The sequence below is a fragment of the Diaphorobacter caeni genome (genome assembly GCF_015354245.1).
Lineage (GTDB): Bacteria > Pseudomonadota > Gammaproteobacteria > Burkholderiales > Burkholderiaceae_C > Diaphorobacter_A > Diaphorobacter_A caeni.
Window position 1 is genome coordinate 561,556 of sequence record NZ_JADKYZ010000001.1, and the last position, 22,776, is coordinate 584,331.

Below are 22,776 nucleotides of genomic sequence, written 5' to 3' on the forward strand. Positions count from 1 at the left end.
GCCGCTGCCCTGCTTGCTTGTTGGCTTGCTCTCTTTCGTTCTCACCTTCTCAATCCACTCTCGTCCGACTGCACCGCGCGCCATGCCAGAAGAAACCCCGAATCAACACGCTCCCGCCACGCCCTTCGAATGGATAGGCGGCGAAGAAAAGGTGCAGGCGCTGGTCACGCGCTTCTACGACCTGATGGATCTGGAGCCGGTCTACAAGGAACTGCGCGCGGCCCACGGTCCCGCGCTCGACGATGCGAGGCAGAAGCTCTTCTGGTTCCTCTGCGGCTGGCTTGGCGGACCGGACTATTACCAGGAACGCTTCGGACACCCGCGCCTGCGCATGCGCCATTTCCCCTTCGCCATCGGCATTCAGGAGCGCGACCAATGGGTGGCCTGCATGAATCAGGCGATGGAGGAAACCGGCGTGCCGGACGAGCTGCGCGAGCGGCTCAATCAGAGCTTCATGGGGACGGCGGACTGGATGAGGAACCGATGACCCGCTGAGCGAGGTGAAGGAGCGAGGTCACTGCGGCCTCAGGCGCGCTCTCAGAACGTGTTTGCGACCTCAGCCACTCATGCGACGCTGGGAGGGCTGCAGCAGCACGACCAGCGCGCCCGCGCCGCCTTCCGCGGGCCGGGCCTGCACGAACGCCAGCACTTCCTTTTTCTGCACCAGCCAGCTTTGCACCCGGCCCTTGAGAACGGGGGTCTTGCCGGGCGAGCCGAGGCCCTTGCCGTGGACCACGCGCACGCAGCGGATGCCGGTGCGGAACGACAGCCGGATGAATTCGCCGAGCGCTTCGCGCGCCTCATCGGTGCGCAGGCCGTGCAGATCGAGCTGGCGCTGGATGCTCCAATGCCCGGCACGCAGCTTGCGCGTCACGTCGGGGCCGATGCCGGGGCGGCGAAAGCTGAGCTGATCATCGGTGTCGAGCAGGGTGCTCACGTCGAAGGCGTCGCTCAGCGATTCGCGCAGCACGCGCTCTTCGTCGAGCTCGCGCTGCACCGGCAGCGGATCGGGGGGCTCGGGCGTGTACCACATGCGGTCGCTTTGCCCGCGCAGGGCCTTGACGCTGCCGATGGCATCACGAAACAGGTTCTGCTCGCGCTGCGCCTTGCGCTGGGCCTCGGCGAGTGCGCGCTTGCGTTCCGCCTCGCGCTCGGCGGCCTCTGCAATGGCTTTGCGCAAGGATTTTAGGTCGGCGAGAGAGCGGATTTTGATGTCTGACATGGCACGGCGAAGAACAACAGCGTTTTTACCGCATCAAAGGAGCCTCCTCGACCGCAAGGGGGAAAAATTGCGCTGAATCGCATGTTTTGAAGGAATCACATATGCCCGCTCTCGGCCATCGACAGGGCGGCACCCGGTGCGACGATGAAATGGTCCAGCACGCGCACGTCGACCAGCGCCAGCGTGGTCTTGAGCAACTGGGTGAGCTGGATGTCGGACGCGCTGGGCGCGGTGTTGCCGCTCGGGTGGTTGTGGGCGAGGATGACTCCGGCGCAGTGGTGGTGCAGGGCGCGCACCACCACCTCGCGCGGGTAGACGCTGGCCTGGGTGAGCGTGCCGCGAAACAGCTCCTCCATGGTGATGAGCCGGTTCAGGCTGTCGACGAACAGCACGACGAAGACTTCATGGCGCTTGGCCGCCAGGTGCAGCTGAAGGAATTGCTTGACTGCTTGAGGCGAATCAAAAATTGTGTCCCTGCTGAGCTGCTCGGTCAGGGCGCGGCGGGAGAGCTCGAGCACCGCGACCAACTCCGCGCGCTTGGCCGGCCCCAGTCCCTTGATCCGCTTGAGATCGCTGCCGCTTGCGTTCAGAAGACCGGAGATGCCAGCAAATCCGGTGGTTCTGGATGGGGGTGGAGGCGGGATGGGCTCGGCGACGCCAGGAATCGCCTGCGCCGCGTGGACGATGTCGGCATGCGGGGTGATGAGCTCCTGGGCGAGCTCGAGCACGCCTTTTCCCTTGATGCCGGTGCGCAGCACGATGGCGAGCAATTCCGCGTCGCTCAAGGCCTGGGGGCCGCGCGCGAGCAGTTTTTCGCGGGGACGGGACTCGGCGGGAAGGTCTTTGAGGGGCATGTCGATGTCGCTTTCGTCAGGCAGGCTCATAAGGGAATCCCCGATTTTTTACAATGGCGGCAGTTTTGCGAGGCCATTCATGTCAAGTTCCACCCCCGTTTCCGATTCCGCCGTGCCTACCGTGCAACCCGGCTCCTTTCTCACGCTGCACTATCGACTGGCGGGACCGGCCGGTGACGTGATCAACACCTTCGAGGGCCTGCCCGCCACGCTGTCGCTGGGCACGGGCGAGCTGGCGCCGGCGGTCGAAGAGCGCCTGCTCGGCATGGCCGAGGGCACGCGTGCGACCTTCGAGCTGCCCGCTGGCGTGGCGTTCGGCGAGCGCAACCCCGACATGCAGCAGTGGCTCGCGCGCAAGGCGCTCAACGAGCTCGGTGATCCGATGGAGCAGTACACCATCGGCGACGTGGTGCAGTTTCCCACCCCCGACGGCTCGGGCACCTTCGCGGGCACGGTGCTGCAGGTGCGCGAGGGCGACGGCGCGGTGCTGTTCGACTTCAGCCATCCGCTCGCGGGCCTGCCCGTGACGTTCGAAGTGCAGCTGATCGGCGTGCTCTGAGCCGCCTGCGCGTGACCACATAAAAAAGCGACCCACGAGACCCATGCAAAAACCCCAGGAAATCGTTCTTGCCGAACCGCGCGGCTTCTGCGCCGGCGTGGACCGCGCCATCGAGATCGTCGAGCGCGCGCTGCAGAAATTCGGCCGCCCGATCTACGTGCGCCACGAGATCGTGCACAACACCTACGTGGTGAACGACCTCAAGAACAAGGGCGCGATCTTCATCGAGGAGCTGGACGACGTGCCCCCCGGTGCGACGCTGGTCTTCAGTGCCCACGGCGTGAGCAAGGCGGTTCAGCGCGAGGCCGAAGCGCGCGGGTTCCAGATCTTTGACGCCACCTGCCCGCTGGTGACCAAGGTGCATGTGGAGGTCGCCAAGCTCGCCAAGGAAGGCTACGAGTTCATCATGATCGGCCACAAGGGGCACCCCGAGGTGGAGGGCACGATGGGCCAGCTCAGCGAGGGCATCCATCTGGTCGAGGACGTGGCGGATGTCGCCACGGTGCAGCCGGGCCAGACAGAACGCCTGGCCGTCGTGACGCAGACGACGCTTTCCGTGGATGACGCGGCCGCGATCACCGCCGCCGTGCGCGCGCGCTTTCCGAGCATCCGCGAGCCCAAGCAGCAGGACATCTGCTACGCCACGCAGAACCGTCAGGACGCCGTCAAGCTGCTCAGCGGTCAGGTCGATCTGGTGATCGTCGTCGGCAGCCCCACCAGCTCCAACAGCAACCGCCTGCGGGAGCTGGCCGCGCGTCTGGGCACGCCCGCCTACATGATCGACAGCGCCGACGAGCTGCAGCACGAGTGGTTTGACGGCATCGCGCGCGTGGGCCTCACGGCCGGCGCATCGGCGCCCGAGGTGCTGGTCAAGGATGTGATCCACCGCATCAAGGAGCTTGGGGCCACGTCGGTGCGCAAGATGGACGGCGTGGAGGAAACGCTCAAGTTCCCGCTGCCCAAGGGCCTCAAGATCGACGCCGCGACCGGCCTCGAGATCGAAGTGCGCAAGACTCCGGAAACCGGACCCGGCCGCTGACGTATCAAAACAACGCTTGATTCAAGCTCCTGAATTGAGAGCGACAAACGCATTGTCCATGTAGGATTGCATCGCAATTTCCTCAAATTTTCATGAACGCGGCAGCAACGCGCACTATGATGACCGTAGTGCGCGCCGGGTACTGTTCCAGCCGCAGCCGCGCGAATTCATACAATTTGGGCTTCTCTACACCGGGGGAGTACATCGGTCTCCCTGATCATGGAAATAGCAATACTGTTCGCCCTCATCCTGCTCAATGGCTTGTTCGCCATGTCGGAGCTGGCCTTGGTTTCAGCGCGCAAGACGCGCCTGCAGAAACTCATCGATGAGGGCGATAGCGGCGCCAAGGCAGCCGTCAAGCTGGGCGAAGATCCCACGCGCTTTCTCTCCACCATCCAGATCGGCATCACCTCGATCGGCGTGCTCAACGGCATCGTCGGCGAGGCAGCGCTGGCGCAGCCGCTTGGCCTCTGGCTCATCAAGATGGGCATGGACGCCAAGATGGCGGGCTACCTGTCCACCGGCCTGGTCGTGGTGCTCATCACCTACTTCTCCATCGTCGTCGGCGAACTGGTGCCCAAGCGTCTGGGCCAGAGCTACCCCGAGACGCTGGCGCGCATCGTCGCGCGGCCTATCAACTGGCTGGCCATCGCCACCAAGCCGTTCGTGAAGCTGCTCGCAGGCTCCACCGTGGCGCTGCTGCGCGCGCTGGGCGTGAAGGAGGGCTCCAGCAGCGCGGTCACCGAGGATGAGATCCACGCCGTGCTGGCCGAAGGCACAAGTGCCGGCGTGATCGAATCGCACGAGCACGAGATGGTGCGCAACGTGTTCCGCCTCGACGACCGCCAGATCGGTTCGCTGATGCTGCCGCGTGCGGATGTGGTGTACCTCGACGTGGAAGACTCGTTCGAAGCCAACCTCAAGCTGGTGGAGGAATCCGACCACGCACGCTTTCCCGTGGTGCGCGGCAGCATGGAGAACGTGCTCGGCGTGATCAACGCGCGCCAGTGGTTTGCCCGCGCCGTGCGCGACCCCGCCGCCCGCGATCTGGCGGAGCAGCCGCTCAAGCCCGCGCTCTATGTGCCCGAAACCATCAACGGCCTCGAACTGCTTGACGAGTTCCGCCTCTCCGACGTGCAGATGGCTTTCGTCATCGACGAGTACGGCGAAGTGCAGGGCATCGTCACGCTGCAGGACCTGATCGAGGCCATCACCGGCGAATTCCAGCCGCGCGACCCCGAGACCTCGTGGGCCGTGGAGCGCGAAGACGGCAGCTGGCTGCTCGACGGCCATATCCCGGTGCCGGAACTCAAGGACCGCCTGAACCTCGCCAGCGTTCCCGAAGAGGACCGTGGCCGTTACCACACGCTCAGCGGCATGCTGATGTTCCTCACCGGCAAGCTGCCCGCGGAGACGGATGCCGTGCAGTGGGAAAACTGGCGCTTCGAGGTCATCGACATGGACGGCAAGACCATCGACAAGGTGCTCGCCACCCGCGTGCCCGAGCCGGAGATCGACCTCTCCGCCGAATCGATCTCGGGCTGATCCGCCAAGCCGGTTTCGGTCTGACGCGCCGCCTGCCAGCAAGCCCTCTTCGGAGGGCTTTTTGCTGCCCGCGCGCAGTCGCGCATCGCAGGGCGGCGTCGCGAATGCGCATCGTCCGCGCGGCGATTTTCCGCCACACCGCGCCCCGGGGCGGCCGCTCCATTAAAATCGACGGTCTATGCTAGACATCCTCCAACTCCGTAAAGACCTCGATTCGGTCGTCGCTCGTCTCGAGACCCGCAAAAAGCCACAGGCATTCCTGAATGTGGACGCTTTCAAGTCTCTGGAATCCGAACGCAAGACGATTCAGCAACGCACGGAGGAGCTGCAGGCCAAGCGCAACACGCTGTCCAAGCAGGTCGGCATGCTGATGGGCAAGGGCGAAAAGGACGCCGCCGAAGCCGCCAAGGCAGAAGTGGCAGCGCTCAAGGGCGAACTGGAAACGTCGGCCGCGCGTCTCGAGCAGATCCAGTCGGAAATGCTGGGCATGCTCCAGGCCGTGCCCAATCTGCCGCACGAGAGCGTGCCGGTCGGCGCCGATGAACACGCCAACGTCGAAGTGCGCAAATGGGGCACGCCGCCCACGTTCGCCTTCGAGGCCAAGGACCACGTCGACGTCGGCACGCCGCTCGGCCTCGACTTCGACATGGGCGTGAAGCTCTCGGGCGCGCGCTTCACCGTCATGAAGGGCGGCATCGCCCGCATGCACCGCGCGCTCGCGCAGTTCATGCTCGACCTGCAGACCGGCGAGCACGGCTATACCGAATGCTACGTGCCTTATGCGGTGAACACCGACTCGCTGCGCGGCACCGGCCAGCTGCCCAAATTCGAGGGCGACCTGTTCGCCGCGAAGAAGGGCGGCCAGGACGGCGAACCCGTGCCCGACAACACCGCACTTTATCTGATCCCCACCAGCGAAGTGCCGCTCACTAACTTCATGCGCGACGTGATCGTCGCCGAAGCCGAACTGCCGATCCGCCTGACCGCCCATACGCCGTGCTTCCGCTCCGAAGCTGGCAGCTACGGCCGCGACACGCGCGGCATGATCCGCCAGCACCAGTTCGACAAGGTCGAGATGGTGCAGATCGTGCATCCGGAAAAGAGCTACGAAGCGCTCGAAGAAATGACCGGGCACGCCGAAACCGTGCTGCAGAAGCTCGGCCTGCCGTACCGCGTGATGTCGCTGTGCACCGGCGACATGGGCTTCGGCGCCGCCAAGACCTATGACCTCGAAGTCTGGCTGCCAGGACAGAGCGCGTACCGCGAAATCAGCTCGATCTCCAACTGCGAAGCCTTCCAGGCGCGCCGCATGCAGGCACGTTTCAAGAACGCTGCAGGCAAGAACGAGCTCGTCCATACCTTGAACGGCTCGGGCCTTGCGGTTGGGCGCACGTTGGTGGCTGTGCTCGAGAACTATCAGAACGCTGATGGTTCTGTGACGGTGCCTGAGGTGTTGCGGCCTTATATGGGTGGGGTGGCTACGCTGACTGCGGGTTGATTCTCTTCTCTTCACTTCACGTTGTTCTCTTTGCATGGGGTGGGGTAGGGCTCTTTTTGAGGGCGGAGGCCGAGAGTTCCGCCCGGCGGCGGAGTAACTTTTTGGTCTTGCCCAAAAAGTCACCAAAAATGCGCTTTTGAATACCCGCGGCAGAACTCGCTTTGCGCTGCGCGCGCCGCTCGGGCAACCGCCGCGAGCTAGTGCTTAACCAAGAGGTGTGTTCGGCACGTCGCTTCGCTCGTGCCGAAACATCTCGCGACTTCGCGAGATGCTGGGGTGCCAGTGTTGTGCGATTGCTTGCTGCAACTCGGTCACTTCGTTCGAAAAGAGCAGTGGGCATTTGCAGCTAAACCCAACTTTGCAAAAGCCCGGGCACGAGCGAAGCAAAGTGCCGCAAACACCTCTTCCAAACTGACTTCCGGCGGTTGTCCGAGCGGAGTGACGAAGGAACGCAGCGAGTTCCGCCGGAGGTATTGAAAGCGCGTTTTGGGTTACTTTTTGCGCGCAAGCAAAAAGTGACTGCCCAGCCGGGGGCAGTCCCGGCCTCCACCCTCCAATCCCCAACAACCGCAAAAAGCTGCACCGACGCCATCCCTCGCAAAAATAATAAAAAAAATCGACAACATCTTGTCATCCCCCACCGAGCCCACACGTTATTCCCTCTGCCACCGCTGATCTTTCCCCCGCCCCCTCATTGGAAGACCCAGGCGAGGAAACATCAGCCCGGAGCAAAGCAACTGTCCGTCCTTCTGTCCGTCTGCCATCACCACCGGAGGTACCACCATGTGGAAGCTGGGTCGTCTGTTCACCATGTTTCGCAAGGAGCTGCTGCTCGCCTGGGCCGTCCTGCGCGACCCGCGCTCTCCCAAGGCCGCCAAGCTCGTGACGGTGCTGGCCGCGCTTTACGTGGTGAGTCCGGTGGATTTCGTCTCTGATTTCATTCCCGTTCTGGGATGGCTGGATGACGGGCTGATCGCCTATTTCCTGCTGCAGCTGGCGTTCAAGTTCCTGCCTCCCGAGCTGCTCGCTTCGCTGCAGTCGCGCGTGGGTGAGCGCACTCGACAGCAGAACCCCAAGCACAAGCAGACGGCGACGTAGGTCGCTCGCTGAAAGACAAGACAAAAACACCACGACGACGAAGTCAGGTGACCAGAAACTGGTTGCCTGGCTTTCTGTTTCTGGTGGAGCCGAATCACCGCCTGTTTGGCGGCGGTGAGCGGGCTATTTGCGCCCACGATGCGCGCGCGACCGGAGTTCTGAGCTTATGTTTCCTTTCATTGGGTGTAAGTAATTGCTCGCATTCGGTTGCGGGGTGCTGCTCCCCAAAAGGATGAAAAGGCGCAAGGGCCACATTCTGTGGAGCCACCGAAATGGTAAACATGGTGGTCCAAAATACCCCATTTAAGTGATAGGCAAGATGCAGCGCAATGTATCTAATGGATACGTATGTTGTGTGTGATCGCCAGCTATCAGGTGCTCTGAAGTGAAAGTGATCGCGCTCCAGTTCACAAGGCTTGGGTTGACAAGTCTGCAATGGGGGGAGGCTCTGAGATGAAGTTGATCCTGGCGCAAGCATTCGGGCGGATCCCTGCCGAGATGGGGTGGCGGGCGTTGTGCATGGAAGTTGCGAAAGCGCAACCGCTGACGTGCGCGTGAGCGTAAGCGTGAGCGTTCATCCCATGGGCCCTGATGCGCCTCGTCCCATCATCCTCTGTGTGGAGGATGAACCCTCATTGCTGCACGATCTGTGCGAGGAGTTGCGCGCGGCGGGGTACGAGCCGGTGGGCGTGCCCGATGTGGAGCGGGCGCAGAACCTGCTGTCTCAACTGACGCCCGCGATGATCGTCTGCGACGTCAATCTGCCGGGCAAGAGCGGGCTGGAGTTCATGTCCGAACTGCGGACCGGCGAGCACTTGAGCGATGTGCCGTTCATGCTGCTCACGGCGCTGGCCGATCGCGAGCATGTGCTGTGCGGCAAGCGGGCCGGGGCGGATGACTATCTGGTCAAGCCGGTGGATTACGACATGCTGCTCGCCAGCATCGCCTCGCGCCTGGCTCAGGTCGGACGCCTGCAGGCGAGCCATCGCACGCGGCTGCGCCAGCAGTCCAACGAATTGCTGCTGCAATGGACCAACGTGCTCGACAAGATCAGCCATTGCGCGCTGGTGTGCGATGCGGCGCTGGGCGTGCGTTTTGCCAACCGTGCGGCCTACAGCCTGTGCAGGGATGGCGACAACAGCCTGCTGTCGGTGGACGACATGGGGCAGATCGCGCTGAACGGCGACATCGTGCGGCATCCCGACGTGCGGCAGTTTCTGGCGGGCGACGGAGAGGCCGTGAAGATCGACATCTCGTCGCGCACCGGAGCGCCGAGAAACTGGCAGGTGTCGATGCTCGCGCTCGGCGAGCGCAGCGCGGTGACGCCAGTGCGGGACGAATCGTTCGTCGTGTTCCTGTCGGACCTGTCGCAGCGCCATCTGCACAACCGCGCGGCGCTGGCGCGGCGGTTTTCGCTCACGCCCACGGAGATGCAGGTGGCGAGTCTGCTCATCGACGGACTGACCAAGCAGGAGATGTGCGAGCAGTTGAACGTCAGCGCGGCCACGACGGCCTATCACCTGCGCAATCTGTTCAGCAAGACCGACACCAAGCGCCAGGCGGAGCTGGTGGCCATGCTCATGTCCGTCGCGTGGAACGACATCGCCATGCCCGCGAGTGCGCGGCATTGAGGGCACGGTACCATGGAGTCTCTGGCAGCAGAACCACCCCCACCACCGCCGCTTGCGATGCTTGGCGACAGGCGGGCGCGTCGGCGCTGGGCGCTGCTGCTGGGCATCGCGGTGCTGTTTTTGGCGCTCGGCGTGGGGGTGGCGTGGCAATGGGCGGTGCAGGTTGGCCAGCCCGATGTTCTTGACGCCGGCCGCCTGCTCTCGTTGTCAAGGCAGCATGGCGTTCTTCAGGAAAACTGGGATCGGCTGATCCTCGCCGTCTTTGCGGCATTCGTCGTGGTGCTCGTCATTGGCGGCGTGCTGGTGTGGCAGCTGCTCAGATCACTGTCGCATCAGCGCGAGCAATTGTGCGTCATCGCCGAGCAGCGCGACACGCTGCAGGACGCCGTCCAACAACTGCACGAGGCGCAGCGCGCCACCGAAACCTACCGCAACTTCGTCTCGCTGGTGTCGCACCAGTTCCGCACGCCGCTCGCGGTCATCGACTCCACCGCGCAGCGCCTCCTGCGCACAGCGCGCAGTGCACCGGATTCGGGCTTTGCCGACAGCGAACTGGTGCTCGAGAAAATGCATCTCACGCGCAGCACGGTGGAGCACATGAACAAGCTCATCGACAGCGTGCTCACCAGCGTGCGGCTGGAGAGCGGCGCGCTGCGGCTGCAGGCCCAGCGCCTCAACATGGACGAACTGGTGGGCAAGGTGATGGCGGCCCACGCGCATCTTCTGCACGATCGCCCGCTGCTCATGGAGACGGACGGCAACGGGCAGGACTTCGTCTGCATGGGCGACGCCAACCTGCTGGAGCACGTGCTGCAGAACCTGCTGTCCAACGCCTGCAAGTACACCGAGGCCGGAACCGCCATCTCCGTCACCCTCGCACGTGCCCACAACGGGCACATCCTCTGCACCATGCGCGACTGGGGCGAGGGCGTGTCCGAGACCGAGCTGCCCCTGCTGTTCGAGCGTTTCTTCCGCTCCGAAACCGCGCGCTCGGCCAACGGAACGGGCCTCGGGCTCTACCTCGCGCGCTCCATCGCGCAACTGCACGGCGGCGACCTGCACGCGAGCCTGCCGCAAGGGGGCGGTCTGGCGGTGCATCTGCGGATTCCGGCAGGCCCTAGGTAGACGCCCGACGTGCGTAGAAACCAGTTTGTTTTTTGTGATTTTTGCGACTGACTGTGTTTTTCCCATCCGAACGAATGGGGCGCTAACTGAAAAGAATTCTTACGCTTTAACCAACTGACTCTTGAGGCTGCAGCTTTGCATTGCTGGGGCGCGATCCGAATGGATTGCGCTGATGCCCAAGGGCAGGGTGGCGATCAATTTCCATACTAGTTTGAGGCAATCACATGAAAAAAAACGAGCGGAGCCGGGGGCACTTAGGTGCGCACGGAGGGAGAGGGAATAGTTGTTGGGATCAAACCGCACCCATGCTCCGCGCCGTCGCGGTGGCGGGGGCTTTGATGGCACTTTCCCAAGCTTCTTGGGCGGCAGACGAAAATGCGACTTTTTCGTCAGGCTCAGGCGAATGGGACGTCCCTTCAGGAGTGACGAAGATCACCATCACGGCGATTGGTGGAGGAGGAGGAGGTGGTGGTGGTGTACGAGGAAATGGAGGTGGCCCAGGCGGAACCTCGGTCAACGGTGGCGCTGGCGGCGGTGGTGCGCAGATCGTTTTGACTGATCTTTCAGTGAAGCCGGGCAGCAAGGTTCAACTGCATACCGGCGGTGGTGGTGGTGGTGGCTCAGGTGCCTCGGGGGGAAATAATGTCAGCTCCTCCGGGGGCGGAGGAGGCGGCTCCACCTACGTTCAATGGACTACGTTTTCCAATGAATCAAGGAGTTTGATTGCGGCTGGAGGAGGCGGCGGCAGTGGTGCCTCTACCAGCAATCCATCATCTGTAACGAATGGCGGTGTAGGCTGCCTGGCGTCGTTGTCTGGCGGTGCTGGCGGTGGCGGTGGGACAGGGGTTGCCGGCGGAAGTGGGGGAGTGCCCAGCACTACTGTAGGTGGTGGAGGAAATGGAACCGCCAGCAACGGTTCGAGCGCAAGTACGGGTGGTGCAGGTCAAGGCGGTGCAGGCGATGGTGTCGGAAATGCAGGCCGTACTGCCCAAGGTGACTCCAACGGAGGTGGTGGAGCGGGCTATGGAGGAGGAGGCGCGGTAACAAACGCCAACGCGCGCCGAGGCGGCGGTGCGGGCGGCAGTGATTGGCCCACGCGTGTTGCGAGCGCTTCAAACAGCGGATCTCCTTGTTCGGGCGCGAGCAACGGGGGGACGGCGGGTGTAGCAAATCCGAGTAGTAACAACGATACCGACCGCGTTGGCGCTCCCGGTGGCGCTGGTTCTGTCACCATCTCCTGGGTGCCGGTGCCTGTCCAAACACTGACCTGCCCGACTTCGGGCCAAAGCATCCCATGGGGTCAGACGGTGCCGGGTGTTGACGTGTCGGCTCCTTCCGGAATGACGGCAGGTGCCGTTTCCTACAGCAACGTTTCGAACAGCGCCTGTACGACTGTGGGCGGAGTGCCCACTACTACCGGCATCGGTGCGTGTTCCTATACGGCCACTGCTGCAGCAAGCGGAACTTTGGCGGAAACGTCCAAGACATGTGATATCGGAAGCGTGGTGAAAGCCACGCCTGTGATCAATTGGACGGATACAGCGACTACCGTCGCGGTGGATGGCCAAGTCCAGCTCGCCGCGACAAGCACTTCGGGGGAGGGTGCGGTTTCCTTCAACGCTGGGTCCTCCACGGGCTGCACGGTCACGCAGCAAGGTGGCGTTGTGACCGGGACGGCAGCGGGCGGGAGCTGTGCGGTCACTCTTGCTCAGGCGGAATCGGAGCACTTCAATTCCGCATCCAGCTCGCATGCAGCCATTGCGGTGACCAAGGGAGTACTGAGCAGCCTTTCGGTTTCGTGGCCCCAAAGTATTGCGGTTGGGACGGGTTCTTCATTGATGGTGATAAGTTATGACGCTCGAGGTGGAGTCCCAACTGTCAGCACCACGACGGCTAACTGCTCGGCGACGGCGACAGCGACAGGTGCCGTCGTCACAGGTTTAGTCGCCAATCAGCCTTGCTCGTTGGTGGTGAGCCAGGCTGAAACCGCCAACTATCTTGGCGCAATTCAATCGAACAGCCTCTCGGTCGGGAAGGGGAAGCCCGTGTTGTCATGGCCGAGCGTGCTGCCGACTCTCAAGGTCGGTGAAGCGGTGGCTCCCACACTGACAGCGACCAGTTCCGTGAGCCTGGCAGATTTGGCGAACCCTGTGACCTATTCCGCATCGGGTGCACCCAACGCGAATGAATGCACGGTCACGTCGGCCAACGGTGTTGGGACCATTACGGCAGCACATGTGGGTACCTGCACGATCACAGCAAGCCAGACTGGCAATGCCAATTACGAAGACGCGGCGTCGATTGTCACGACTGCGTTGGCCGTCAATCAAGGCGACCAAACCCTCGTATGGAGCACGCCAACGGCAACCACCATGTCGGTTGACCAAAAGCTCACGCAAACGGCCACCACCACGGTTACCCCCATCCCTTCGGGCAATGCCGTGAAGTACAAGAGCAACACCACTACGGTCTGCTCCGTGAATGGCAGCACCGGCGAGGTGACCGCGTTGAAGGCGGGCACCTGCACGATCGCAGCGAATCTGGATGGCAACAATGACTACACCATGGCGAGCGAACGGACACATGACATCATTGTCGGCACGGCCAAGCCACAGCTGACGTGGAGCACTTCCGTGCCTTCGCTGGTGGTGGGGGACACGACCAAGTCGCTGACCGCAACCAGTACCGCAACCGGCACCAACGCGTCGCTGCTTGTCTACAGCTCCACCACGCAGACGGTGTGCACGATCGATTCGTCTACCGGCGTGATCCAGGCTCTCAAGGCAGGTGCCTGCAGCGTGCATGCCAATCAGGCGGCAAGTGCTGACTACTACGACAAGGCAGATCAGATCGACAACACGCTGACGGTCGGCAAGGCCAGCCAGACGCTGACTTTCCCGGCGCAGACTACTGCCACACGCGAGTTCGCATTGAATGGCACGTTCGATGTGTTACCGGTAGCCACAAGCGATCATCCGGCCACAACGCGCCCCGTCAAATACAGCTCTGCCACCGCATCGGTGTGCGAAGTTACGGGCACGACGGTGACCATGAAATCCGCCGGTACCTGCACGCTGAATGCCAATCAGGACGGTGATGATGACTACACCGCCGCTGCGCAACAGCAGCGGAGCGTGCAACTGGGCGAAGCCAAGCCAACGCTGACATGGGGCACGGTGCCCAGCCTGGTGGTGGGTGACAAGACCAAGTCGCTTGTTGCTTCCAGCTCGGTCTCTGATGGTTCCGCCGTTCAATACAGCAGCAAGGATGCAGCCATCTGCGCGGTGGACAGCACGAGCGGTGTGATCGACGCCAAGAAGAAAGGCACTTGCACGATTGTTGCAAACCAGCCGGCCAAGACCAACTTCTATGTGGCGGCGGACGCGATCGAGAAAGACATCGAGATCGGCCAGACTGCGCAGACACTGACTTTCCCGGCGCAAAGCCCTGCTGAACGCCCGTTCCAGCGCAATACGACGTTTGACGTGTCGCCACTCGCCACGAGCGATCATGTGGACGAAGCCAACCGCCCCGTCACCTACAGCTCCACGACCGCAGCCGTCTGCCAAGTGACTGGAAAAACGGTGAAGATGCTGAAGGCCGGAACCTGCACGATCGCCGCCGACCAGGCGGGCGACGACACTTACAGCAAGGCGGTACAGAAGACGCAGGATGTGGTGTTCAAGTCCAACAAGACGTTCTCCGGTACCACGGTGCCTGAAACGGACACGCCTTCCGGCACAGCCACGGTCACGCTGGACGGCGGCGGCGATACCTGCGGTTTCGACACGACGGCTGGCGCTACGGCGTTCGAGAAAGGTCCAGGCACCCTCGCAACGGGTGAAACAAGCAAGCAGGGTCAGTTCCGCTTCAAGCTGCTCGATTGCGACCAGACCGCAGTGAAGGTCACCATCCAGTGGCCTCAGCCAGTGGCTGGCATGCGCAAGCTGGGCAAGGCGACACGTGACGCCGACAAGGCCACTTTCTTTGCACCGACCGATCTGGCCATCTCCAAGGACGGACTGACCACCTCCTACACCGTCAAGGACGGCGAACTGGGTGACGATGACTGGACCGTGAACGGCGAGATCGTCGATCCTGTGGTTTCGTTGCAGGCAGCCCCGGTCACGCCACCGGCCGGCCCATCGGGCGCGGTGTCGGTACCCTTCCTCAACATGGGTGGTCTTGCACTGCTGAGCCTCATGGCTTCGGTGATGGGCGCACTCGGACTGCGTCGTCGCAAGGCGGCGTAAGGTCAAGCGCAGCGCTCTGCGCCGATAGCCTGAACGGCCTGCAACTGGAAACGGTTGCAGGCCGTTGTCGTCATGGCTGCCGCGTGAGCGTCTGATTGCCACCATTGGCAGACATCTGGCGCGGGCCTTGGCAGCGGATCGTCGAGAATGGGGGCTGAATTCCGACGGCGACCGACATGAGCAGCAACAGCAACAGCAGCAGCAGCAACGACCCCAGCCAGACACTTCCTTCTTTCCTGAACGCGCTGAACGCTCTGGGAGAGCCGGTGCGGCCCGCGTGGCAGCGCATTCCGGCGGACATCATGTCGCTGCGCGACTATGAGCGGCACGCGCTGCACCATGTGGAGCGCGCCTCGTGGGCGCACATCGCCTGCGGTGCGGATCAGGAACTGAGCGTGGCGCACAACCGTGCGGCGTTCGACGCTCTGCGGCTCGTGCCGGAGCCGTTGCCCGATCTGTCGAATGCGCACACGCGCGTCGATCTGCTGGGCCGCAGCCTGCGAAGCCCGATCCTGCTCGCGCCCGTGGCCTATCAGCGCCTCATGCATCCGGACGGCGAACTGGCGACGGTGCGCGCCGCGATGGCGATGCAGACGGCGATGATAGTGAGCACGCTCGCCACGCAGACCATCGAGGACATCGCGCAGGCGGCCGAATCCGCGCGGCGCGAGCTGGGGCGGGGCGCGCCGCTGTATTTCCAGCTCTACAGCCAGCCCGAGCGCGGCACCTCGCTGAACCTTGTGCGCCGCGCCGAGGCGGCGGGGTACGAGGCCATCGTGTGGACGGTGGACGCCAACATCAAGCGCTCGCGCTTTCCGCTGCCGCCCGGCGTGGAGGCGATCAACCTGCGCGGCAGCGCGCAGCAGCCGACGCAGACCAGCGATCTGACGAGCGAGCACATCCTCTTTGGCACGCCGCTCGCGAATCAGGCGCCGGGCTGGGACGAGCTGGCCTGGCTGCGCAACGAGACGCGGCTGCCGCTGGTGGTCAAGGGCATCCTGTCGGCCGGTGCGGCCAAGCGGGCGGTGGAGCTGGGGGCGGATGCCATCGTGGTCTCCAACCATGGCGGGCGGGTGCTCGACGGGGTGGTCTCGCCCATCGACGTGCTGCCCGCGATCCGCGCGGCCGTGCCGCAGCACGTTCCGCTGATCGTCGACAGCGGCGTGCGTCTGGGCACCGACGTGGTCAAGGCGATAGCGCTCGGCGCGACGGCGGTGATGGTCGGTCGTCCGCAGCTGCATGCGCTCGCCACCGCGGGCATGCTCGGAGTCGCGCACATGCTGCATCTGCTGCGCTCGGAGCTGGAACTGGCGATGGCGCAGACCGGCTGCGCGACGCTCGATCAGATCTCTGCGCAGTTGCTGGTGCGCGGTTGAACGGCGGTCGGTGGTCCGCAGGGCGGCTGATGGTGTCTTGCAATCGGTTGCATTGACCTCATATGCATTGTTGATCAGGTGCAGAACGGGCAGCGTCCCGCTGTGCTGAACAAGGAGCTTTCATCAATGACCACAACCAGCAAGCCATCGCTCATCCAGAGCGCACACGCCATCGAGGGGCGCCTGCCGGGGCTCGATCCCTTCATCTTCGGTGCCTACCACCAGGACCTGTACCCCAAGGGGAACGGCAAACTCGGCCCCGATCCCGCGCTGCTCAAGGGTCGCGACATCGGCATGGATTTCGGCCGTCAGGACGGCTGGAGCATGTACCACGGTGACGACGTTCCCGGCTTTCCGGCCCACCCGCATCGCGGCTTCGAGACCGTGACCATCGTGCGCAAGGGGCTGGTCGACCATGCCGATTCGCTGGGCGCGACCGCGCGCTACGGCGAGGGCGACGTGCAGTGGCTCACCACCGGCGCGGGCGTGCAGCACGGCGAGATGTTCCCCATGGTGCACGAGGACAAGGGCAACACGCTGGACCTGTTCCAGCTGTGGCTGAACCTGCCCGCCAAGAGCAAGATGGCGCCACCGGACTTCACCATGTTCTGGGCGCATGACATCCCGCATGTGGTGCAGACCGATGCGCAAGGCCGCCGCTCAGAGGTGGAGGTGATCGCGGGCGACTACGTGCCCGTCGATGCGGCTGCGGCCGGTGGTTCCGTGGCGACCAAGGCCCTGCGTCCACCGAGCGATTCGTGGGCGAGCGAGCCCGGTGCGGACGTGGCGATCTGGATCGTTCGGCTGGAGCCCGGTGCGAGCCTGACGCTGCCTGCCGCCTCCGCAGGAATCAACCGCGCGGTCTATCTCACGAGCGGCAAGACCGTGACCGTGGACGGGCACCGATTCGATCAGCGCGTGATGCTTGTACTGCGCTCCGATCTGCCGGTGCCGATGCGAAACGAGGGCGACGAGGTGATCGAGGTGCTGCTTCTGCAGGGCAAGCCGATTGGCGAGCCGGTGGCGGCGCGTGGACCGTTCGTGATGAACAGCGAACAGGAGCTCGTGCAGGCCATGCGCGATTACCAGCGCACCCAGTTCGGCGGCTGGCCATGGCCTTCGCATGCGCACACGCATGGCAAGGAAAAGCGGTTCGCCAGACACCCGGACGGGCGGGTCGAAACGCCGCGGGAGTGATCTTCGCACCGCGGATGCGGTGAGCCGCCAGACAGCGAACGGGCCTTCATGGCCCGTTCGCTTTTTTGCGTGCCGTGAACCGATGGTTGCAGGTCTGGGGGCAAATACTGACGCGGCCCGGCGACAGCTTTTGATACCGTGCAAGACTGGTCTGTCTCGTCTTGCGGTCCATCTCGGTCGCGGTCGATCCGGACCGGCATGAGCACCCCATTCAAACGACAGGAGACAACGATGCAGAAAAGAAAATTCTGGCCGCTGGCACCCATGGCCATCGCGGTGCTGCTGATGGGCTGCAACAGCAGCAATCACCATGATGACGAGAACGAGCTGCGCGTGGACACCGATGCCAAGAGCTGCACGGTGCTCAGCAGCTCGGGGGGATCGGTGGTGGTGGGATCGGGCGTGACGGGCGATCCCGCAGCGCCGGAGGCGGCTTCCGGGTATCGCCTCGGACTCAAGGCCAAGCAGTCGAACAGCTACATGGCCGTGGCCAACACGCCGCTGGCGAGCAAGGCGGGCTGCGAGGTGCTGAAGGCGGGCGGAACGGCGGTCGATGCGGCGGTCGCGATGCAGGCCGTGCTGGGTCTGGTCGAACCCCAGTCGAGCACGATCGCGGGCAGCGCATTCATGGTCTATTACGACGCCAAGACCAAGAAGGTCGTGGCCTACGACGGCCGCGAAACGGCACCGGCGGCGGCCACGGGCTACTATCTTGCGCGCCAGGACCAGGCCGATCCCAACTCCCCCGCGCCCGTGCCGTCGGCGCGCCGCAGCGGGCGCTCGATCGGTGTGCCGGGCGTGCTGCGCATGCTCGAGATGGCGCAGAAGGAGCATGGCCGACTCGCATGGAGCGGCCTGTTCGATTCAGGCATCAAGCTCGCGGATGACGGCTTCAAGATCCCGGGGCGTCTCGGCGACGCGATCAAGAGCAACGCCACCAGCCTCGCGCTGGACGGCAACGCGATGGCCACCTATTTCAAGGATGATGGCACGCCGCGCCTGACCGGCGAGGTGATGACCAACAAGCCCTATGCAGCCACGCTGCGCGCGATCGCGGGCAAGGGCGCGGATGCGCTGCACACCGGCGACATCGCCAAGAACATCGTCGCCAAGGCTGCGCAGTCGGTGGGGGACGATGCTGCGAAGACGCCGATCACGCCAAGCCTGATGACGCTCGAGGATCTCGCCAATTTCAAGCCCAAGAAGCGCGAACCGGTCTGCGTGAACTACCGCGGCGCCTACCATGTCTGCACCATGTCGCCTCCTTCGTCGGGCGGCATCGCCATCGCGCAGGGCCTCGGCATTCTGAGCCAGTTCAACATGGGGCAGTACGCGCCGATGAATCCGGGCAACGAGGGCGGCGTGCCGAGCGTGATGGGCGTGCATCTGCTCACCGAGGCCGAACGTCTGGCCTATGCGGATCGCGACAAGTACGTGGCCGACACCGACTTCATTCCGCTGCCGGGCAATGGCGTCTCCACGCTGCTGAACGCGGACTACCTCAAGGCCCGCGCCGCGCTCATCAATCCCGACAAGAGCATGGGCACCGCCCAGGCGGGTGATCTGGGCAGCGTGCCGCTCGGAGTGGACAAGACGGTGGAGCATGGCACGACGCATCTGTCGGTGGTCGATGCCTACGGCAACGTGGTGTCGATGACGACGACGGTGGAGTCCAGCATGGGCTCCTTCCACATGGTCGATGGCTTCCTGCTGACCAACCAGCTCACCGACTTCTCGGCCGCGCCCGTGGATTCCGCCGGCACGCCGATCGCGAACCGCGTCGCGCCCGGCAAGCGTCCGCGCAGCACCATGGCACCGACGCTGGTGTTCAAGGGCGACAAGCCCGGCGACTTCGTGATGGCGACCGGCTCGCCCGGCGGCGGTGCGATCATTCAGTACGTGATGAAGACCGTGGTCGGCGCGCTCGACTGGGGGCTGGATGCGCAGCAGGCGACCTCGCTCGTGAACACCGGCGCATCGAACAGCGCGACCACCGGCATCGATGGATCGAACACCTCGCTCGATCTCACGGCGCTGATCGACGGCCTCAAGGCCAAGGGCCATACGGTGAACTCGTCCGCGCAGTCGAGCGGCGTGGCCACCATCATCCGCGTGACCAAGGACGGCAAGTCGGTGCTGCAGGGCGGTGCGGATCCGCGGCGCGAAGGCATCGTGCTGGGCGACGGGGCGCTGTAGTTCTCTTCGGGCCCTTGGGGCGTGAGTCCGAGTGCGGGCCCGATCCACAATGACGACAGGGCGCTGCATGCGCCCTGTCGTGCTTTCTTTGTGAGGCGTTGGACGTTACTCCAGCAGCTGTCTGCAGATGTTCTTGCCGGTGGTGGTCAGCTGCAGGCTGCCGCCCACCCATTCCAGCCAGTGCAGCGACACCAGATCGTCGATCACGGCATCGTCGATCTCATTGGCGCGGCGCTTTTGAAGCAGCTGCGACACCTGCGGCAGGACATCACGCAGCGTTTCCCGCCGGGCCTGCGGGACGGAAGACACTTGGTTCATACGAGCCCTTCTTTCATCTTGCGAACGGAATAGAGAAACCAGCCTACACGCTTGCGCGGCGGAGTGCATCGGGGAAGCCCTTGTTGCGCAGCGGCTGGCGATGTCCGCCGGGCCGCCGATGAGTCCTTGCAAGGCAATCGTTTCATTTTGCTGGATTTGGCGGGGCTTGCAAGCTGAATCTGGCGGCGCAGCGCGCACCGAAAAGGTGCCATCCCGGTGCCGCGGCTGAAATGAAGGTGACAGCAGCCGTTTTCCGGATCGCCGAATTCGGAGCATGATGCATGCACACCACGAAGCGGACGAGTCTTCGTCCCCGTCTCCCGAGCGCAACAGGAACACAAGGATGCCGCAAACCAATCTTTCCTTCCCGATGGAGCCCCCGGCCGCCGGCCAATGGCGCGAGGTCAGCAAGGGCGTCTACTGGCTGCGTCAGCCGATGCCGCTGGCACTCAATCACATCAACGTCTGGCTGCTCGAGGACGGCGACGGCTTCGCGCTGGTCGACACCGGGCCGCGGACCGAGGAAACGGTGGAGATCTGGACCCGTGTGCTCGCCGCCCCGCCGTTCGACCGCAAGCTCACGCGCGTGTTCGTCACCCACATGCATCCCGACCATGTGGGGATGGCCGGCTGGCTCACGCGGCGCTTCGGCGTGCGGCTGTGGATGTCGCGCCTTGAGTACCTGAGCTGCCGGGTGACGGTCTCCGACATGAACCGCGAGGCGCCCAAGGACGCGGTGGACTATTTCCACGAAGCTGGCTGGCCCGACGCCGCCATCGAGAAGTACCGCGCGCGCTTCGGCGCGTTCGGCAAGATGATCTACACGCTGCCCGACAGCTTCCGGCGGCTCTCGCACGGACAGAACATCCGCATCGGCGAGCGCGACTGGCGGGTGGTGATAGGGCGCGGTCATTCGCCCGAGCATGCCTGCCTCTACAACGAGCGGGACAAGCTGCTGATCTCCGGCGATCAGGTGCTGCCGCGCATCTCGTCCAACATCTCGGTGCACCCGCTCGAACCCGCCGCCAATCCGATGGCCGACTGGCTGGAGTCGCTCGACTGGCTGGAGCGGAACATTCCGGACGACGTGCTGGTGATGCCCGCGCACGACGAGTGCTTTCATGGCCTGCATGCGCGCCTGAAGTATCTGCGCGAAGGCCAGCACAAGTCGTTCGAGCGTCTGCGCGAGGCGCTGGCGCGGCAGCCGATGCGCGTGGTGGATACCTTCTCCGCGTTGTTCTCGAGGCCCATCGAGCCCAGTTCCAACCATTTCCATCTGGCCACCGGCGAGGCGCAGGCCTGCCTGAACTATCTGCTGGAGCGTGGCGACATCGACCGAACCATCAAGGACGGCATCGCCTGGTACACCGCCGCGCAGTAAGCGGAGTCATCCAAACATAGGCGGAGGCGTGCACGCCGCCTCCGCCTTGCCGCTGCGCGGTGTGCAGCCGCGCTCCCGAGCTTCTCCCACTTCCTCTTTTGTATGCTGTTTAAGCTATTGAATAAGTAATTTCGATAGTACTACCAAACAAGAGGATTGCAACGTGCTCACTGTGTTTCAATGTGAAAACCGGTGCCGCTGCCGCACGTTGAGCACAGACCGGGGGCTGGTGGACAACTCGCGACGTGAGCAATGACTGTCATGAAAACGTCACGTTGTGCGTCAATGATGCGATGTTTCCCCCGCACGACATGACATCCCACGCCTCGCGCCTCGCCGATTCGTTTGCCGCCAGACCAACGCTGGCGCATGTTGGGTTTTTCAAACACACGGTTCAGCGACGTGCGCCGGGAAGCCATCGTGGATGAGGCGCTGTCGCAGCGGCCACTCACGGCGCCGGATGCCGGACTGATCTGCGGCTGGCGATTTCTCGAGGGTTCGAGCGAGCCCGCAGCGGCCGTCACGGCGCAGGAGGCGGCCGCCTGGCTGGCCGCGCATGGCGGCGACGCGCCAGAGCAGGAGAAAACGGCAGAGGGCGACAAGGAGTTTCTCTGGCTGCACTTCAACCTCACCAACGCGCTCTCGCTGCGTTGGCTGGAGCGTCATGCGGCCCTGCCGGACACCTTCTTCGAAGCCCTGCAGGAAGGCGTGACCTCCACGCGCATCGAGCGCGCCGACGACTGGCTGGTCGCGGTGCTCAACGACGTGAATTTCGAATTCAACTTCGAGTCTGCCGATCTCGCGACGCTGTGGATCGGGCTGAATGATCGCCTCGTGGTGTCCGCGCGTTCCAAGCCGCTGCGTTCGGTAGACGAGTTGCGCGCGGCGGTGCGCGGCGGCGACAGTCCCGCGACCACGGCCGAGCTCCTCGAGCACATGATGCGCACCCAGGCCGACGTGCTGGTGAAAGTGGTGCGCGAGACCACGGCGCGCGTGGACCGCATCGAGGACGCGATTCTCGCGCGCAGCTTCGACCACCCGCGCTCCCAGCTCGGCAAGCTGCGGCGCCTTCTGGTGCGACTGCAGCGTCTGCTCGCGCCCGAGCCATCGGCGCTGTTTCGCTTGCTGCAGCAGCCGCCCTCGTGGATGAGCGAGGACGACCGCCAGGGCCTCGCGGCGGCGAGCGAAGAGTTCTCGCTGATGCTGCGCGACATGCTGACGCTGCAGGAGCGCATCAAGTTCCTGCAGGAGGAGGTAGCCGCCGCCGTCAACGAGGACAATGGCCGCAGCCTGTTCGTGCTGACCGTGGTGACCGTGCTCGCGCTGCCGATCAACATCCTCGCGGGCCTGTTCGGCATGAACGTCGGCGGCATTCCGCTCGCGCAGGACGAGCACGGCTTCTGGATCGTCGTGTCCATCGTGTTCGCGTTCACGGCGGTCGCCGCGTGGCTTGCGTTCCGCAGAAAGCGGCGCGACAAGTAGGC

At 64.0% G+C, this 22,776-nt stretch carries 17 protein-coding genes and 2 pseudogenes; 15 read left to right on the top strand and 4 right to left on the bottom strand.

The features are described from left to right. The first annotated feature begins 82 nt into the window (after nucleotides 1–82). Nucleotides 83–487 (top strand): group II truncated hemoglobin, encoded by a 405-nt coding sequence (locus ISG32_RS02510; RefSeq protein WP_194769424.1) that lies wholly within the window; start codon nucleotides 83–85, stop codon nucleotides 485–487. Nucleotides 488–556: 69 nt separating this feature from the next. On the opposite strand, the gene ISG32_RS02515 is transcribed toward ISG32_RS02510, so the two are convergent. The 3 genes and pseudogenes from ISG32_RS02515 to ISG32_RS27880 all read right to left on the bottom strand — a co-directional run. Beyond that, the gene (locus ISG32_RS02515) at nucleotides 557–1,222 is read right to left on the bottom strand and encodes a Smr/MutS family protein (RefSeq protein ID WP_194769425.1); all 666 of its coding nucleotides are present in this window, start codon (nucleotides 1,220–1,222) and stop codon (nucleotides 557–559) included. A gap of 95 nt (nucleotides 1,223–1,317) precedes the next feature. Next, nucleotides 1,318–1,836 (bottom strand): annotated as a pseudogene (gene radC / locus ISG32_RS02520) (RadC family protein); the annotation flags it as partial. A gap of 86 nt (nucleotides 1,837–1,922) precedes the next feature. Then, nucleotides 1,923–2,076, bottom strand: a pseudogene (locus ISG32_RS27880) (UPF0758 domain-containing protein); the annotation flags it as partial. Between the two features lie 79 nt (nucleotides 2,077–2,155). On the opposite strand from ISG32_RS27880, the gene ISG32_RS02525 reads away from it, so the two are divergent. The 12 genes from ISG32_RS02525 to ISG32_RS02580 all read left to right on the top strand — a co-directional run bounded on the left by ISG32_RS02525 (nucleotide 2,156) and on the right by ISG32_RS02580 (nucleotide 19,593). Beyond that, entirely contained in the window at nucleotides 2,156–2,635 is a 480-nt protein-coding gene (locus tag ISG32_RS02525) for an FKBP-type peptidyl-prolyl cis-trans isomerase (protein WP_194769426.1), read from the top strand. A 43-nt stretch (nucleotides 2,636–2,678) separates the two neighbouring features. Continuing rightward, entirely contained in the window at nucleotides 2,679–3,674 is a 996-nt protein-coding gene (gene ispH, locus ISG32_RS02530; protein ID WP_194769427.1) for a 4-hydroxy-3-methylbut-2-enyl diphosphate reductase, read from the top strand. Nucleotides 3,675–3,893: 219 nt separating this feature from the next. Continuing rightward, nucleotides 3,894–5,219, top strand: coding sequence for a hemolysin family protein (locus ISG32_RS02535; protein WP_194769428.1), 1,326 nt, complete (start codon nucleotides 3,894–3,896; stop codon nucleotides 5,217–5,219). A 178-nt stretch (nucleotides 5,220–5,397) separates the two neighbouring features. Beyond that, nucleotides 5,398–6,717 carry a serine--tRNA ligase gene (gene serS / locus ISG32_RS02540; RefSeq protein ID WP_194769429.1) on the top strand — a complete coding sequence of 440 codons (1,320 nt, stop codon included), beginning with the start codon at nucleotides 5,398–5,400 and terminating at the stop codon, nucleotides 6,715–6,717. A 783-nt stretch (nucleotides 6,718–7,500) separates the two neighbouring features. Beyond that, nucleotides 7,501–7,815, top strand: a complete 315-nt coding sequence (locus ISG32_RS02545) for a YkvA family protein (RefSeq protein ID WP_194769430.1) — start codon at nucleotides 7,501–7,503, stop codon at nucleotides 7,813–7,815. Between the two features lie 566 nt (nucleotides 7,816–8,381). Continuing rightward, a complete protein-coding gene (locus ISG32_RS02550; RefSeq protein ID WP_194769431.1) occupies nucleotides 8,382–9,446 on the top strand; it encodes a response regulator in 1,065 nt (354 codons plus the stop codon). Nucleotides 9,447–9,458: 12 nt separating this feature from the next. Continuing rightward, nucleotides 9,459–10,571, top strand: a complete 1,113-nt coding sequence (locus ISG32_RS02555) for a sensor histidine kinase (RefSeq protein ID WP_194769432.1) — start codon at nucleotides 9,459–9,461, stop codon at nucleotides 10,569–10,571. Between the two features lie 897 nt (nucleotides 10,572–11,468). After that, nucleotides 11,469–11,615, top strand: a complete 147-nt coding sequence (locus ISG32_RS02560) for a hypothetical protein (RefSeq protein ID WP_194769433.1) — start codon at nucleotides 11,469–11,471, stop codon at nucleotides 11,613–11,615. Nucleotides 11,616–12,943: 1,328 nt separating this feature from the next. After that, a complete protein-coding gene (locus ISG32_RS02565; RefSeq protein ID WP_194769434.1) occupies nucleotides 12,944–14,824 on the top strand; it encodes a choice-of-anchor U domain-containing protein in 1,881 nt (626 codons plus the stop codon). 245 nt (nucleotides 14,825–15,069) lie between these two features. Further along, nucleotides 15,070–16,200: an alpha-hydroxy acid oxidase gene (locus ISG32_RS02570; protein WP_194769718.1), complete on the top strand. Its 1,131-nt coding sequence runs from the start codon at nucleotides 15,070–15,072 to the stop codon at nucleotides 16,198–16,200. Between the two features lie 126 nt (nucleotides 16,201–16,326). After that, nucleotides 16,327–17,397 carry a pirin family protein gene (locus ISG32_RS02575; protein WP_194769435.1) on the top strand — a complete coding sequence of 357 codons (1,071 nt, stop codon included), beginning with the start codon at nucleotides 16,327–16,329 and terminating at the stop codon, nucleotides 17,395–17,397. A gap of 231 nt (nucleotides 17,398–17,628) precedes the next feature. Next, nucleotides 17,629–19,593 (top strand): gamma-glutamyltransferase family protein, encoded by a 1,965-nt coding sequence (locus ISG32_RS02580; RefSeq protein WP_194769436.1) that lies wholly within the window; start codon nucleotides 17,629–17,631, stop codon nucleotides 19,591–19,593. Nucleotides 19,594–19,698: 105 nt separating this feature from the next. On the opposite strand, the gene ISG32_RS02585 is transcribed toward ISG32_RS02580, so the two are convergent. Further along, nucleotides 19,699–19,911, bottom strand: a complete 213-nt coding sequence (locus tag ISG32_RS02585) for a hypothetical protein (RefSeq protein WP_194769437.1) — start codon at nucleotides 19,909–19,911, stop codon at nucleotides 19,699–19,701. Between the two features lie 343 nt (nucleotides 19,912–20,254). Between ISG32_RS02585 and ISG32_RS02590 the strand changes: the two genes are divergently transcribed. Further along, nucleotides 20,255–21,292: an MBL fold metallo-hydrolase gene (locus ISG32_RS02590; protein ID WP_194769438.1), complete on the top strand. Its 1,038-nt coding sequence runs from the start codon at nucleotides 20,255–20,257 to the stop codon at nucleotides 21,290–21,292. A 369-nt stretch (nucleotides 21,293–21,661) separates the two neighbouring features. Continuing rightward, nucleotides 21,662–22,774 carry a transporter gene (locus ISG32_RS02595; RefSeq protein ID WP_194769439.1) on the top strand — a complete coding sequence of 371 codons (1,113 nt, stop codon included), beginning with the start codon at nucleotides 21,662–21,664 and terminating at the stop codon, nucleotides 22,772–22,774. Nucleotides 22,775–22,776 lie beyond the last annotated feature (2 nt).

Coding starts and splice junctions, on each gene's coding strand:
- ISG32_RS02510 (WP_194769424.1), top strand. CDS start 83: ATGCCAGAAGAAACCCCGAATCAACACGCTCCCGCCACGCCCTTCGAA.
- ISG32_RS02515 (WP_194769425.1), bottom strand. CDS start 1,222: ATGTCAGACATCAAAATCCGCTCTCTCGCCGACCTAAAATCCTTGCGC.
- ISG32_RS02525 (WP_194769426.1), top strand. CDS start 2,156: ATGTCAAGTTCCACCCCCGTTTCCGATTCCGCCGTGCCTACCGTGCAA.
- ispH (WP_194769427.1), top strand. CDS start 2,679: ATGCAAAAACCCCAGGAAATCGTTCTTGCCGAACCGCGCGGCTTCTGC.
- ISG32_RS02535 (WP_194769428.1), top strand. CDS start 3,894: ATGGAAATAGCAATACTGTTCGCCCTCATCCTGCTCAATGGCTTGTTC.
- serS (WP_194769429.1), top strand. CDS start 5,398: ATGCTAGACATCCTCCAACTCCGTAAAGACCTCGATTCGGTCGTCGCT.
- ISG32_RS02545 (WP_194769430.1), top strand. CDS start 7,501: ATGTGGAAGCTGGGTCGTCTGTTCACCATGTTTCGCAAGGAGCTGCTG.
- ISG32_RS02555 (WP_194769432.1), top strand. CDS start 9,459: ATGGAGTCTCTGGCAGCAGAACCACCCCCACCACCGCCGCTTGCGATG.
- ISG32_RS02560 (WP_194769433.1), top strand. CDS start 11,469: ATGGAACCGCCAGCAACGGTTCGAGCGCAAGTACGGGTGGTGCAGGTC.
- ISG32_RS02565 (WP_194769434.1), top strand. CDS start 12,944: ATGTCGGTTGACCAAAAGCTCACGCAAACGGCCACCACCACGGTTACC.
- ISG32_RS02575 (WP_194769435.1), top strand. CDS start 16,327: ATGACCACAACCAGCAAGCCATCGCTCATCCAGAGCGCACACGCCATC.
- ISG32_RS02580 (WP_194769436.1), top strand. CDS start 17,629: ATGCAGAAAAGAAAATTCTGGCCGCTGGCACCCATGGCCATCGCGGTG.
- ISG32_RS02585 (WP_194769437.1), bottom strand. CDS start 19,911: ATGAACCAAGTGTCTTCCGTCCCGCAGGCCCGGCGGGAAACGCTGCGT.
- ISG32_RS02590 (WP_194769438.1), top strand. CDS start 20,255: ATGCCGCAAACCAATCTTTCCTTCCCGATGGAGCCCCCGGCCGCCGGC.
- ISG32_RS02595 (WP_194769439.1), top strand. CDS start 21,662: ATGTTGGGTTTTTCAAACACACGGTTCAGCGACGTGCGCCGGGAAGCC.